General features: G+C 72.2%; 12 protein-coding genes. All 12 read left to right on the plus strand.

Annotated features, from left to right (window positions below; genetic code table 11):
• Positions 1 to 86 precede the first annotated feature (86 nt).
• The 12 genes from ACN28F_RS27585 to ACN28F_RS27640 all read left to right on the plus strand — a co-directional run bounded on the left by ACN28F_RS27585 (position 87) and on the right by ACN28F_RS27640 (position 13861).
• Positions 87 to 1613: a UDP-N-acetylmuramoyl-L-alanyl-D-glutamate--2,6-diaminopimelate ligase gene (locus ACN28F_RS27585; RefSeq protein ID WP_421360390.1), complete on the plus strand. Its 1527-nt coding sequence runs from the start codon at positions 87 to 89 to the stop codon at positions 1611 to 1613.
• A complete protein-coding gene (locus tag ACN28F_RS27590) occupies positions 1610 to 3085 on the plus strand; it encodes a UDP-N-acetylmuramoyl-tripeptide--D-alanyl-D-alanine ligase (RefSeq protein WP_289205369.1) in 1476 nt (491 codons plus the stop codon). Before ACN28F_RS27585 ends, ACN28F_RS27590 begins: the two co-directional genes overlap by 4 nt.
• Positions 3082 to 4206, plus strand: coding sequence for a phospho-N-acetylmuramoyl-pentapeptide-transferase (mraY, locus tag ACN28F_RS27595; protein ID WP_289205370.1), 1125 nt, complete (start codon positions 3082 to 3084; stop codon positions 4204 to 4206). The genes ACN28F_RS27590 and mraY overlap by 4 nt, the downstream gene beginning before the upstream one ends.
• 353 nt (positions 4207 to 4559) lie before the next feature.
• Positions 4560 to 6002 carry an FtsW/RodA/SpoVE family cell cycle protein gene (locus tag ACN28F_RS27600; protein WP_421361541.1) on the plus strand — a complete coding sequence of 481 codons (1443 nt, stop codon included), beginning with the start codon at positions 4560 to 4562 and terminating at the stop codon, positions 6000 to 6002.
• A gap of 121 nt (positions 6003 to 6123) precedes the next feature.
• Positions 6124 to 7230, plus strand: coding sequence for an undecaprenyldiphospho-muramoylpentapeptide beta-N-acetylglucosaminyltransferase (murG, locus tag ACN28F_RS27605; RefSeq protein WP_289205371.1), 1107 nt, complete (start codon positions 6124 to 6126; stop codon positions 7228 to 7230).
• 22 nt (positions 7231 to 7252) lie between these two features.
• Positions 7253 to 8683: a UDP-N-acetylmuramate--L-alanine ligase gene (gene murC / locus ACN28F_RS27610; protein ID WP_289205372.1), complete on the plus strand. Its 1431-nt coding sequence runs from the start codon at positions 7253 to 7255 to the stop codon at positions 8681 to 8683.
• Positions 8684 to 8811: 128 nt separating this feature from the next.
• Positions 8812 to 9621: a cell division protein FtsQ/DivIB gene (locus tag ACN28F_RS27615; protein ID WP_289205373.1), complete on the plus strand. Its 810-nt coding sequence runs from the start codon at positions 8812 to 8814 to the stop codon at positions 9619 to 9621.
• Between the two features lie 284 nt (positions 9622 to 9905).
• On the plus strand, positions 9906 to 11015 hold the full coding sequence (gene ftsZ, locus ACN28F_RS27620; RefSeq protein WP_282228232.1) for a cell division protein FtsZ: 1110 nt from the start codon (positions 9906 to 9908) through the stop codon (positions 11013 to 11015).
• Positions 11012 to 11782, plus strand: coding sequence for a YggS family pyridoxal phosphate-dependent enzyme (locus ACN28F_RS27625; protein WP_289205374.1), 771 nt, complete (start codon positions 11012 to 11014; stop codon positions 11780 to 11782). The genes ftsZ and ACN28F_RS27625 overlap by 4 nt, the downstream gene beginning before the upstream one ends.
• Positions 11783 to 11973: 191 nt before the next feature.
• On the plus strand, positions 11974 to 12687 hold the full coding sequence (locus ACN28F_RS27630; RefSeq protein WP_289205375.1) for a cell division protein SepF: 714 nt from the start codon (positions 11974 to 11976) through the stop codon (positions 12685 to 12687).
• A 24-nt stretch (positions 12688 to 12711) separates the two neighbouring features.
• A complete protein-coding gene (locus ACN28F_RS27635) occupies positions 12712 to 13017 on the plus strand; it encodes a YggT family protein (RefSeq protein WP_282228229.1) in 306 nt (101 codons plus the stop codon).
• A gap of 40 nt (positions 13018 to 13057) precedes the next feature.
• Positions 13058 to 13861, plus strand: a complete 804-nt coding sequence (locus ACN28F_RS27640) for a DivIVA domain-containing protein (protein ID WP_289205376.1) — start codon at positions 13058 to 13060, stop codon at positions 13859 to 13861.
• Positions 13862 to 13893 lie beyond the last annotated feature (32 nt).

The following is a 13893-nucleotide window of genomic DNA, read 5'->3' on the forward strand; positions in this document are numbered from 1 at the left end:
CCGTACGGGCGAAACGACGCGCGATGCGGTGCGACCGGTAAGCCGCTGCGCGGTCTGCGCCCGTGGACCGGGTAGGGTCTAGCGCCGTGCCCGGCAATCCACGACCCCGCACCAATCGTCCGGTTCCGCTCGCGGAACTCGCCGCCTCGGTGGCAGTGCCGCCACCGGTCGGCGACAACCCGCTGATCAGCGGAATCACCCACGCCAGCGGCGAGGTCCGCCCCGGCGACCTGTACGCGGCGCTGCCGGGAGCCCGGCGGCACGGCGCCGAGTTCGTCGCCGACGCCGTCGCGCGCGGGGCCCTCGCCGTGCTCACCGATCCGGCCGGTGCCGCGGCGGCGGCTGCCGCCACGGTGCCAGCCCTGGTGGTGGCCGACCCCCGGGCCGTCCTGGGGCCGGTCGCCGCGACGGTCTACGGCGCGCCCAGCCAGCGTCTGGCGATGATCGGGTTGACCGGGACCGCCGGCAAGACCAGCACCGCGTACCTGGTGGAGGCGGGGCTGCGGGCCGCTGGCCAGCGCACCGGCCTCATCGGCACCGTGGAGACCCGGCTCGGCGACCTGGTGGTCGCCAGTGCCCGGACCACGCCGGAGGCGACCGACCTGCACGCGATGCTGGCGGTGGCCGCAGAACGGGACGTGGCCAGCGTGGTGATGGAGGTGTCCAGCCACGCGCTGGCGCTGGACCGGGTCGGCGGGGTGCGGTTCGCCGTCGGCGGCTACACCAACTTCGGCTCGGACCATCTGGACTTCCACGCCGACGCCGCCGACTACTTCGCGGCGAAGGCCCGGCTGTTCGACGGCCGCTGCGCGGTCGAGGTGCTCAACCACGACGACCCGGCGTTGACGCCGCTGCGCCGCCCGCACACGGTCACCTACTCGGCCGCCGGGGACGCCGCCGCGACCTGGCGGGCCGCCGCGATCAGCGACGACGGCTACCGGCAGCACTTCATCGCCCTCGGTCCGCACGGGGTGTCGATCGAGGCCGGGGTGGGCCTGCCCGGGCGGCACAACGTGGCGAACGCCCTGCTGGCCATCGCCACCCTGGTCGCGCTGGGCGTCGACCCGGTGACCGCCGCCGCCGGGGTCGCCGCCTGCCCCGGCGTTCCGGGTCGTCTGGAGCAGGTCGACGCGCCCGGCCCGGTGCTCGGCGTGGTGGACTACGCCCACAAACCCGACGCGATCGTGGCCGTGCTGGCCGCGCTGCGCGGGCTGAGCCAGTCCCGGCGTGGCCGGTTGATCTGTGTCATCGGCGCCGGCGGTGACCGGGACCGGGGCAAGCGTCCGACGATGGGGCAGGCCGCCGCACGCGGTGCCGACCTGGTGATCGTCACCGATGACAATCCCCGTACCGAGGACCCGGCGGTGATCCGGGCGCAGCTGCGCCGAGGGGCGGACGAGGCCGTCGGTGCCGAGGTGGTGGAGGTCGCCGGCCGGCGTGCCGCGATCGACGAGGCGGTCCGACTGGCCGCGCCGGCCGACGTGATAGCCCTGCTGGGCAAGGGGCACGAGCAGGGCCAGGAGATCGACGGCCAGATCCTGCCGTTCGACGACCGGGTGGAGCTCTCGGCGGCGCTGACCGCCCGCTTCGGCGCGCTGGTGGGTCAGCCGTGATCCCGATGACGCTGGCCGAGGTGGCCGCAGCGGTCGGCGGGCGGTTGCACGCGGCCGACCCGGCGGTCCGCGTCACCGGTGGGGTGGAGTTCGACTCCCGCAAGATCGGTCCCGGTGGGCTGTTCGTCGCCTTCGCCGGGGAACGGGTCGACGGGCACGACTTCGCGGCGACCGCGATCGCCGCCGGTGCGGTCGCCGTGCTCGGCACCCGCCCGGTCGACGTGGCCGTCGACGGCCCGACCGACGACGCGGCGTCGACCGACGTCGCGGCGTCGGGCGGTGGCTCCGTGGTGACCCGGCCGGTGCCGATGGTGCTGGTCGACGATCCGCTCGTCGCCATGGCGGCGCTGGCCCGGGCCGTGCTGGACCGGCTGCCGCAGCTGACCGTGATCGGCATCACCGGGTCCTCCGGCAAGACCACCACCAAGGACCTGATCGCCCAGCTCGCCACGGCACTGGGGCCGACGGTGGCACCCGCCGGGTCGTTCAACAACGAACTCGGGCACCCGTACACGGTGTTGCGGGCCGACGCGCAGACCCGCTTCCTGGTGCTGGAGATGGGTGCCCGGGGAGTCGGGCACATCCGCCACCTCTGCGAGATCGCCCGACCCCGGATCGGAGTCGTGATCAACGTCGGGGTCGCGCACATCGGCGAGTTCGGCTCCGTCGACGCGATCGCCACGGCAAAGGGTGAGCTGGTCGAGGCGCTGCCGGCGGACGGCGTGGCGGTGCTCAACGCCGACGATCCCCGGGTGGCGGGCATGGCCGCCCGGACCGGTGCCCGGGTGGTGCTGGCCGGCGAGGATGCGGCGGCGACGGTCCGTGCCGAGCAGGTCACCGTCGACGACCGGGGTCGGGCCACGTACCAGCTGGTCACCCCGGGCGGTACGGCATCGGTGCGGCTCGCCGTCAGCGGCCGTCACCAGGTCGGCAACAGCCTGTTGGCGGCGGCCGTCGCGATCGAGCTCGGGATGACCGGGCCGGCCGAGCTCGCCGCCGCGATCGGCGGGCTGCGGCTGGTGTCGACCCGCCGGATGGACGTGTTCGACCGACCGGACGGCGTGACCGTGATCGACGATTCCTACAATGCCAATCCGGCTTCCACCGCGGCGGCGTTGCGCGCGTTGGCGGACCTCGGCCAGGGGCGGCGGACCTTCGCGGTCCTCGGCTACCTCGCCGAGTTGGGCGAGTACGAGCAGTCCGGTCATGCCGAGGTCGGGCGGCTCGCCGCCGAGCTCGGCGTGCACCGGCTGGTGGTGGTGGGTGAGCAGGCCGCGCCGATCCGACAGGGAGCGGCGTCGGTGCAGACGTGGGAAGGGGAGTCGGTGCTGGTCACCGATCAACAGGCAGCGATCGACCTGCTCGGGCAGGAACTGGCCGGCGGCGACGTGGTTCTGGTGAAAGGCTCGCGCTACCGCACCTGGGAGGTCGCCGACGCGCTGCGCGACGGTGCCGGGGAGGCGACGGCGTGAGGGCTGTCATCGTCGCGGCGGCCGTGGCGTTCCTGGTGTCACTGTTCGGTACGCCGGTGGCGATCAAGGTGTTCACCCGGCTCAAGGCCGGCCAACCGATCCGGGCCGAGGGCCCGGCCATGCACCAGGGCAAGAAGGGCACGCCGACGATGGGCGGTGTGGTCTTCATCGTCGCCACGGTGATCGCCTACGTTGCCGGGCACCTGGCCCTGACCACCCTGCCGGAGCAGCAGATCGCCCAGATCGGGCCGACCATCACCGCGTTGGTCCTGCTCGGCCTGCTGGTCTTCTCCGGCGCGGTCGGTTTCATCGACGACTTCCTCAAGGTCCGCAAGCGCAACAGCGCCGGGTTGAACAAGCGTGGCAAGCTGCTCGGCCAGATCCTGGTCGGCGCGGTCTTCGGCATCATCGCGCTCTACTTCCCGAGCACGATGGTGGACTCCACCGGCGACGCGACCAACACCGAGACGGTCGGCAGCACCACCATCTCGTTCATCAGGGACATCGACGCCCTCGACGTCGGCAAGGCCGTGTCGGTGGTCATCTTCATCTTCGTGGTGATGGCGACGACCAACGGGGTGAACCTGACCGACGGGCTCGACGGGCTGGCCACCGGAGCGTCGGTGATGGTCCTCGGCGCGTACGCGCTGATCGCGTTCTGGCAGTACCGACACTGGTGTGCCGACCCCAACTACACGGCCGAGTACTGCTACCAGGTGCGCGACCCGCTGGAGATCGCGCTGATCGCCGGGGCCGCCGCCGGTGCCTGTGTCGGCTTCCTGTGGTGGAACACCTCACCGGCGCGCATCTTCATGGGCGACACCGGAGCGCTCGGCCTGGGCGGGCTGATCGCCGGGATGGCGATGGCCACCCGGACCATGCTGCTGCTGCTGATCATCGGCGGGTTGTTCGTGATCATCACGATGTCGGTGGTGATCCAGATCATTTCGTTCCGGACCACCGGCAAGCGGGTGTTCCGGATGTCGCCGCTGCAGCACCACTTCGAGCTCGCGGGGTGGAGCGAGGTCAACATCGTCGTCCGGTTCTGGATCATCGCCGGGATCGGGGTGGCGATCGGGCTGGGCCTGTTCTACAGCGAGTTCCTCGCCGTGATGGGCTGACTCGCCGTGACGGGCCGACCGGACCGCCCGGCGGGTGCCGGCCGCCGCTGACCGACGGTCACCGGTGACGATCTGATCGTCACGACACGCCGGGGTCGGCCGTGATGCCGTGCCGGCACCGGCGGCACCGCCGATGATGGACCGATGCGCGGGACGAAGGGGCGGTCCGGATGAGCGGCGATCCGGACCAGCCTGCTGCCGGGACCACGGCGACCGCGACACCCCGGACCGGGGCGACCGGTCCGGGCCAGGGCTCGTCGACCCGGACCGGGGCGGGCCAGCGGCCGTCGGCCCCGTCCGGGCAGCCCGTGTCGTCGCCGACCGGCGGCGGAGGGTGGGACCTCGGCGGTGGGTTGGCCGCCCTGCGGGGGATGCTGGCCCGACCGCTCGCCTCGTACTATCTGCTGATTTTCAGCAGCGGTCTGCTGCTGATGATCGGCCTGACCATGGTCTTCTCCGCGACCAGCATCAAGGCCTACATCGACGACGGCAGCGCGTTCAGCGTCCTGAGCCGCCAGGCGACCTTCGCGGTGATCGGTCTGGTCGCCTTCTGGCTGTGTCAGCGACTGCCCGGACGTACGTTCCGGGCACTGGGCATCGTCATCCTCGGCGCCTCCGTCGCGTTGCTGCTGGTGCTCAACGGGATGCTGCTGCTCGCCTCGCTCGCCGGCTGGCCGCAGGCCCAGATCGGCCCGGTCCGTGCCCACCTGCTCTGGCTCTACTTCGGCTCGTTCCAGCTGCAGCCCTCCGAGCTGGCCAAGCTCGGGCTGGTGCTGTGGGGTGCCGACGTGATCGCCCGTAAGGGTGCCGACCTGGGCCAGTGGCGGCAACTGGCGATCCCGTTGTTTCCCGCCGTCGGCCTGCTGTTCCTCCTGGTCGGCTACAACGACCTGGGCACTATGCTCTGCATCCTGGCGCTGGTCGTCGGGCTGCTCTGGGCCGCCGGCGTCCCGCTGCGGATCTTCGCCACGCTGGGCGCGGTCGGCCTGGCCGGCATCGGCCTGCTGATCGCCGCCGCCTGGCAGGGTGCCGGCTCCGGTGCCCAGGACGCGGACAACTACCGGCTTGCCCGGCTCACGTCGTTCTTCACCCCGCCGGACCAGTGCGTCGACGACTGCTACCAGGCGCTACAGGCCCGGTACGCCATCGCCAACGGCGGCTGGTTCGGTGAAGGGCTCGGGTCCAGCCGGTTGAAGTGGGGCTACCTGCCGCAGGCCGAGGACGACTTCATCTTCGCCATCGTCGCCGAGGAGCTCGGTGTGGTCGGCTGCGTCGTGGTGCTGGCCCTGTTCGCGGTCCTGGCGTACACCGCGCTGCGCATCGCCAGGCGGGTCGACGACGCGTTCCGCCGGCTCGCTGCGGCCGCTGCGGCCAGCTGGCTGATCAGCCAGGCGGTGATCAACATCGGGGGAGTGGTCGGGTTGCTGCCGATCACCGGCATCCCGCTGCCGTTCATCTCGGCGGGTGGCAGCGCACTGGTGGTGACCCTGGCCGCGATCGGCATGCTGGCGTCGTTCGCCCGGGCCGAGCCGGACGCCGCGCGGGCGCTCAACGCCCGCCCACCGGCGCGCTGGGTCCGCCTGCTCTGGGCCCCGTTGCCGCCGTTGCCGCGTCGCCGGCACCCGGCGAAGCCCCGGATGACCGGCGTCGCGCCCGGCCAGTCACGCCAGCCCGGCCAGTCACGCCAGCCCGGGGTCGCGCCGCGCCCGCCGGGGCAGGCCGATCGCCAGGCGCGTTCCGGCAGCTCCGGCGGGTCGGCGACGCCCCGTGCGCCGAAGCGCCGGGACGGGCGTTAACGTACCCCCGCGAAAGGCGTGCCCGGGCCCGGCGGTCCGCACGTACCGTCGGTGGTGTCGCGCTCGCCGTCGGCGACACGCCGGCCGCCGTGTCCACCGGAGCGAGCGAGAGGAGATACTGATGGGTCCGCTGCGATCGGTGGTACTGGCGGGTGGAGGTACCGGCGGGCACATCTACCCGTTGCTCGCCTTCGCCGACTGCCTGCGCCGACACGATCCGAGCGTCCGGATCACCTGTCTCGGCACCCCCAAGGGGCTGGAGAACGAACTGATTCCGCCGCACGGCTACGATCTGCGGCTGATCCCCGCACATCAGCTGCCCCGGTCGGTCAACATGAACCTCGTGCGTACTCCGGACCGGATGTTCAAGGCCGCCCGCGCCGCCGGCAAGGTGATCGACGAGGTGCAGGCCGACGTCGTCGTCGGGTTCGGCGGCTACGTCTCGGTGCCCGCGTACCTGGCGGCCTGGCGGCGTGAGCTGCCGATCGTGGTGCACGAGGTGAACGTGCCACCGGGGGTGGCCAATCGGATGGGGATGCGGTTCACCAAGCACGTCGCGGTCGGGTTCCCGCACCAGCCGGTGCAGGCCGAGTCGCTGCGTCAGGCGCGGGTCGTCGGTGTGCCGCTGCGCCGGGGCATCGCCGGACTCGACCGGGCCGCCGCCCGGGCCGCCGCCCGCGCCCACTTCGGGCTGCGCCCCGACCTGCCGACCATTTTCGTCTCCGGCGGCTCGCAGGGGGCCCGGTCGATCAACCTGGCCGTCTCCGGCGCCGCCAAGGAGCTGGCCCGCGCGGGTGTGCAGGTGCTGCACGCGATCGGCGCGCGCAACGAGCCGATCTCCGTACCCAGCGATCTTCCGGCGCCGTACGTGACGTTGCCGTACCTGTCGGAGATGGAGCTGGGGTATGCCGCCGCCGACCTGATGGTGTGCCGGGGCGGGGCGATGACCTGCGCGGAGGTGGCCGCGATCGGGCTGCCGGCCGTCTACGTGCCGTACCCGCACAGCAACCAGGAACAGAAGCGCAACGCCCTGCCGGTGGTCGAGGCGGGCGGTGGGCTGCTGGTCGACGACGCCGAGCTGACCCCGGCCTGGATCGAGCAGGTCGTGGTGCCGCTGGCCCGGGATCCGCAGCGGCTGGCCGCGATGGGTGCGGCGGCGGCCGCGTACGGTCGTCGCGACGGCGACGAGGCACTGCTCGACTTCGTCTACGAGGCGGTGTCCCGATGACCCGCGATGGGAAGGTGACCACGTGAACACCACCGAGTTCGCCCCGGCCGGTACTCTCGCCGCCGAGGACCTGGGCACCGTACATCTCATCGGTGTCGGCGGGGTCGGCATGAGCGGCCTGGCCCGCCTGCTGCTCACCCGTGGCATCCCGGTGACCGGCAGCGAACTGCGGGACTGGCCGTCGCTGGCCGGGCTGCGCGCGCTCGGCGGCACCATCCACATGACCCACGACGCGGCGAACCTCGACGGCGTGGACACCGTCGTCTATTCGACCGCGATCCCGGCCGACCACGTCGAACTGGCCACCGCCCGGGCGCGCGGGCTGCGGGTGCTGCACCGTTCCGAGGCGCTGGCCGCCGCGATGACCGGCCGGCGGACCATCGCGGTGGCCGGCACCCACGGCAAGACCACCACGACCTCGATGGTCACCCTGATCCTGCAGCAGGCCGGCGAGGATCCGTCCTTCGTGATCGGCGGGGAGATCTCCGAGGTCGGATCCAACGCCCATCACGGTACGGGGGACTACTTCGTCGCCGAGGCCGACGAGAGCGACCGGTCCTTCCTGCTCTACCGGCCGTACGTGTCGATCGTCACGAACATCGACGCCGACCACCTGAACACCTACGGCGACCTGGCCGGCCTGGCCGCCGGGTTCGCCGAGTTCGCCCGGCTGACCGACCCGGACGGCTTCGTGGTGACCTGCGCCGACGACCCGGGCACCCGAGCGCTGACCGAGGCGCTGCGCGACGAGGGCCGCACCGTCCACACCTACGGGGAGTCCGCCGACGCGGACCTGCGGTTGTCGCAGATCGGGTCCGCCGCAGCCGGGGTGCGCTACCAGGCCACCCTGGACGGTGCTCCGCTCGGTGAGATCGTCCTGCCGGTGCCGGGGCGCCATCTGGGGCTCAACAGCGCGGCGGCGGTGCTCACCGCCCTGCGCCTGGGTGTGCCCATCGGCGCGGCGGTCGCCGCGCTCGGCGCGTTCCCCGGGGTCCGGCGCCGGTTCGAGCGCAAGGGCAGCACCGCCGGGGTGACGGTCTACGACGAGTACGCCTACCACCCGACCTCGATGACGGCGGCGTTGCGCACCATGCAGGAGGTCGCCGGTGACGGTCGGCTCGTCGTGGTGTTCCAGCCCTACCGGGTCTACCGCACCCGGGACCTGCAGGCCGAACTCGCCGAGGCGTTGTCGATCGCCGACGAGGTGATCGTGATGGAGGTGTTCGGCCCCGGTGAGCTCCGTGAACCTGGCGAGGGCGGGGTGTCGTTGACCGCGGCGGTGCCGCTGCCCGACGACCGCAAGGTCTTCGTGCCCTCCTGGGAGGACGTCCCGGGTGAGGTGGTCCGCCGGGCCCGTCCGGGTGACGTCGTCGTCACCATGGGTGCTCCGCCGATCTCCCTGCTCGGTGACGAACTGCTGGCCGCGCTGGCTGCGGCGGCCGACGCCGGATGACGCCCGCCGGCCGACCGGGCCGACCCGGCCTCGGTCGGGCGGCGGCCGGCCGACCGGGAGTACCCCGATCCGGTGCCGCCCGCCCGGGCGGGCGGTCGACCGGGTCTCCGAGCGGTGGTGTCTCCGGGGTGCGGACCGGCTCCGGTGGCGGCTCCGACGGCGAGTCACGCACCGGATCCCGGCCGGGCCGCCGGTGGCGGCTGGTCCGGGCGAGTCGGGAGGCGGTACCGCCGTCGGTCCGCCGGTTCATGCGTCGGGCCCGGCGCCGTCGGTTGCGGGCGGCGCTGCCCTGGGCGGTCGCGGGTGTGGTGCTGGTGCTTGCCCTGACCGGGTGGTGGGTGGTCGCGGCGACCTCGGTGTTCGGCGTGGACCGGGTGCAGGTCGCCGGGGCCGTGGTGACCACCGAGGACGCCGTACGGGCCGCCGCCGACGTGCCGGTCGGCACGCCGCTGGTCCGGGTGGACCTGACGGCGGTGGCCGACCGGGTCGCCGCCCTGGCGGCGGTGGAGCGTGCGGTGGCCAGCCGTGACTGGCCCGGCACGTTGGTGATCACCGTGGTGGAGCGGGTGCCGGCGGCCGTGGTGCCGCAGGGCGACGGGTACCTGGTCGTCGACGCCGCCGGGGTGGCGTTTCGGACCGTGGCCACCCGCCCGGACGGGCTGGCGGTGATCCGGTTGACGGCTGCGGAGTTCGACCAGGGGCTGGCGCGTGACGCGGTGAGCGTGCTCGGCGCGCTGACCGCCCCCCTGCGGGAGCTGCTCGTCGAGATCGAGGTGAGCGGTCCGGCCGGGATCCAGTTGCGCCTTGCCGACGACCGGGTGGTGATCTGGGGTGACGCCACCGACAATGAGGTCAAGGCGCAGGTGGCGGACGCGCTGTTGGAACGCGCGGACACCGTCATGGATGTCAGCGCACCGGATGTGGTGACGATCCGCTGACCCGGCGTGCCGTTCGCGTGATTTCAGGACGGCTCCGTGCAGAAGGTACATTACGGGGTGCCGGGTCGGACTCGGTGCGGTGCACCGGGCGACACGCCGTCGTGGTCCTTGGATCACGCCGTACGTGCGCTTACGTTGCCACGAGAGGCGCAGTGGTTGACATAGCCCTGAGCCTCTAGTAGAGGGTTAGGGTTCCGCCCGCGCTCTCGTGTACGACGGGTCTGTCCTCCGTGGTCCAACCGGGTCAGGCCGGCGCCCGCCAATCTCGAAGGGAAGGCACCCCGATGACACCTCCGCACAACTACCTGGCGGTCATCAAGGTCGTCGGCATCGGCGGAGGCGGCGTCAACGCCGTCAACCGGATGATCGAGGTTGGCCTCAAGGGCGTCGAGTTCATCGCGATCAACACCGACGCCCAGGCGTTGCTGATGAGCGACGCCGACGTCAAGCTCGACGTCGGCCGCGAGCTGACCCGGGGCCTCGGCGCGGGGGCCAACCCGGACGTCGGCAAGAACGCCGCCGAGGACCACCGTGACGAGATCGAGGAAGTGCTCAAGGGCGCCGACATGGTCTTCGTCACCTGCGGTGAGGGTGGCGGTACGGGTACCGGCGGCGCTCCGGTGGTCGCCAACATCGCCCGTAAGCTCGGCGCGCTGACGATCGGTGTGGTCACCCGGCCGTTCTCCTTCGAGGGCAAGCGCCGCCAGGTGCAGGCCGAGGCCGGCATCGAGGAGCTGCGCAACCAGTGCGACACGCTGATCGTCATCCCGAACGACCGGCTGCTGGCCCTCGGTGACCGGGGGATCAGCATGATGGACGCCTTCCGCCAGGCCGACCAGGTGTTGCTCTCCGGTGTCCAGGGGATCACCGACCTGATCACCACACCGGGTCTGATCAACCTGGACTTCGCCGACGTGAAGAGCGTGATGAGCGGGGCCGGCAGCGCACTGATGGGCATCGGTAGCGCCCGGGGCGAGAACCGGGCCGTCGAGGCCGCCGAGGCCGCCATCTCCAGCCCGCTGCTGGAACAGAGCATGGACGGTGCCCGGGGGGTGCTGCTGTCCATCGCCGGTGGCTCCGATCTCGGGCTGTTCGAGATCAACGACGCGGCCCAGCTGGTCACCGACGCCGCGCACGCCGACGCCAACATCATCTTCGGCGCGGTCATCGACGACGCCCTCGGCGACGAGGTGCGGGTGACCGTCATCGCCGCCGGGTTCGACGGCGGGGCACCGGCGTACAAGCCGGCCGAAGGTCCGCGCAAGGTGCCCGCGAGCCCGGTGTCGCCGGCCGCCCCGGCGGTGGCGCCGGCCCCCCAGCCGCCGACCCCGCAGACCCGCCGGGTGCTCTTCGACGACGTGGACGTGCCGGACTTCCTGAAGAACGGCTCGTGACCAGCCGCGACCGGCGTACCGACGGGGACCGGCGGGCCGAGCTGGCCGACGCGCTCGTTGCGGTCCGGGCCCGGGTCACCGCCGCCGCCGTGGCGGCCGGCCGCGACCCCGCCGAGGTGACGTTGATCGCGGTGACCAAGACCTGTCCCGCCAGCGACGTGCGGCTGCTCGCCGAACTCGGTGTCACCGACGTCGGGGAGAACCGCGACCAGGAGGCGGCGCCGAAGGCGGCGGCGCTCGCCGCCGATCCGTCGGTGCCGACACCGCGCTGGCACTTCATCGGTCAGCTGCAGCGCAACAAGTGCCGGTCGGTCGTCCGGTACGCCGACGTGGTGCAGTCGGTGGACCGGGTGGCGCTGGCCCGGGCGCTCGACGTCGCCGCTGCTGCCGAGTCCGCCGCCGGCCGGACGACGCCCCGGCTGCTCGACGTACTCGTGCAGGTCAGCCTGGACGGCGTCGCGGGACGTGGTGGGGTGCTGATCGATTCCACCGACTCCGACCACGGCTTCTGGCCGGTGGTCGATGCCGTCACGGCGCAGTCGCATCTGCGACTCGCCGGCCTGATGGCGGTGGCACCGCTGGGTCGGCCGCCCGAGCCGGCATTCGCCCGACTGGCCGAGCTGTCCGCCCAGCTCACGGCGGCGGTGCCGCAGGCACGGGTGATCTCGGCCGGGATGAGCGGGGACCTCGAAGCGGCGATCGCCGCCGGTGCGACACACGTCCGTGTCGGAAGTGCGTTGCTCGGAAACCGCCCAACGCTACGGTAGCCTGACGGCGGGTACCAAACTACATCAGTGTTGTTCGGGGCGGACCCCTCGTAGTCGGGGGTCGACGTCGGTGACCGGGTAAGAGGGACACCGACGGGGGGACGACTCGGACCGGTGGGCACGCAGCGGTGTTCACGCGCGACAGCGGCACGGCGGGGGCGCGTGCCGTACGGCGGACGGAGGGGCGCGGCATGGGTGCACTGCGCAAGGCGGGGGTCTGGCTAGGCCTGGTCGAGGAGGACGACGACCGGGGCTACGACGACGGCGGGTACGACAAGGCCAGTTACCGTGAGTCGCGATACCGCGACAGCAGGTACGCCGACGAGTTCGCTGACGACGAAGAGCCGGACGATCCGCCGCCGCGCGCCCGCCCGACGGTGGAGCGGCTGCGGCCGTCGGACCGGCTGCATGCCCGCGCCGCCGAGCGGGAGCACCGGTTGGCCGACCGGGACGCCCGGGGCGGCGAGCCGGAGCGGTCCGAACGGTCCGAACGGTCCAGTGTGCGTTCGATCACCCGGGGCGGTGCCGACCAGGCGTCGACCCCTACGTACCAGACCCGGGACAACCTGGCTCTCGCGCCACAGCCGGTGGTGCGCGAGCGGGTGGTCGTCGCCGAGGAGGAGCAGCGCTACCAGATCACCACGCTGCACCCCACGACCTACCGGGAGGCCCGCACGATCGGCGAGCACTTCCGCGACGGCACCCCGGTGATCATCAACCTCACCGAGATGGACGAGGCGGATGCCCGCCGACTGGTTGATTTCGCTGCCGGACTGGCCTTCGGTCTGCGCGGTACGATCGAGCGCGTCACCAACCGGGTGTTTCTGCTCTCACCGGCCAACGTCCAGGTCACCGCCGAGGACAAGGCCAAGATAGCCGAGGGTGGATTTTTCAGCTTGAGCTAACCCCAGACGAGGACCTGGCCTGCCGTGTTGTCGATCTTGTTCCAAGTCCTGTATCTGCTGCTGTACGTGTTTCTGCTGACCCTGTTGGCGAGGTTTGTCCTGAGTGCGGTGCTTCAGTACGGTCGGCGGTGGCAACCCGGGCGGGGGGCCGCCGCCGGAATGGAATCGGTGTGGAGCGTCACTGATCCCCCTCTCAAAGCGTTGAGGCGGGTGATCCCACCACTGCGAATTGGTACCGTGAGCTTCGACCTGGCCTCCCTTGTGCTCCTGGTTATCCTGTTCGTGCTGATCACGTTCGTGGTGGAGCCGCTGATCAGGGCAACCAACTGACCGGCGCGCTACGCGGCCGCAACTGACCCGAGGAGTTTCGATGCCGCTAACCCCGGCCGACGTCCACAACGTCGCCTTCAAAAAACCTCCGATCGGCAAGCGGGGGTACGACGAGGAGGAGGTCGACGCCTTCCTGGACGAGGTCGAGCGTGAGCTCGCCCGTCTGATCGAGGAGAACAACGAGCTGCGCGCCCAGGTGGAGCGGGGCGGGCGGGGCGGCCCGGCCGGTCCCGGCGGCGACCCGCGGCTCGCGGCGGAGCTGAACGACCTCAAGGCGCAGCTCGACCGCGTGCAGCGGGACAAGGCCGCCGCCGAGCAGGCCGCCCGCGCGATGCAGGCCGAGCTGGAGCAGGTCCGGTCGACCGGCGGCCCCGGCGGTGTCGGCGGCGACGGCGAGCAGCAGGCGCTGCGGGTGCTGATGATGGCCCAGCGGACCGCGGACGACCACGTCTCCGACGCGCGCCGGGAAGCCGACAAGCTGCTCACCGACGCCCGGACCAAGGCCGAGGAGGTCACCCGCGAGGCGCGGGCCAAGGCCGACGCGTTGGAGCGCGACGCGCGGCAGCGCCACCAGGAGGCGATGGGCGGGCTCGACGCCAAGCGGACCGCGCTGCAGAAGCACATCGAGGAGCTCAAGCAGTTCGAGCGCGAGTACCGGACCCGGCTCAAGGCGTACCTGGAGAGCCAGCTGCGCGATCTCGACGGTCGCGGCCAGGGCCTGGAGGCCGAGATGGGTCGGGTCGAGGGCGGTCGCTCCGCCGCTGGCTCCGGTGGTCTGGCCACCGCCGGGTTGGCCAGCTCCTACGGCGGTAGCCGGTCGAGCGCTCTTGAGGCCGGCCGCTGAGGCCGAGTCGGCTGCGGGGGATACGCCAGGGA

Origin of the sequence: Solwaraspora sp. WMMA2101 (genome assembly GCF_049179175.1) — a bacterium.
Lineage (GTDB): Bacteria > Actinomycetota > Actinomycetes > Mycobacteriales > Micromonosporaceae > Micromonospora_E.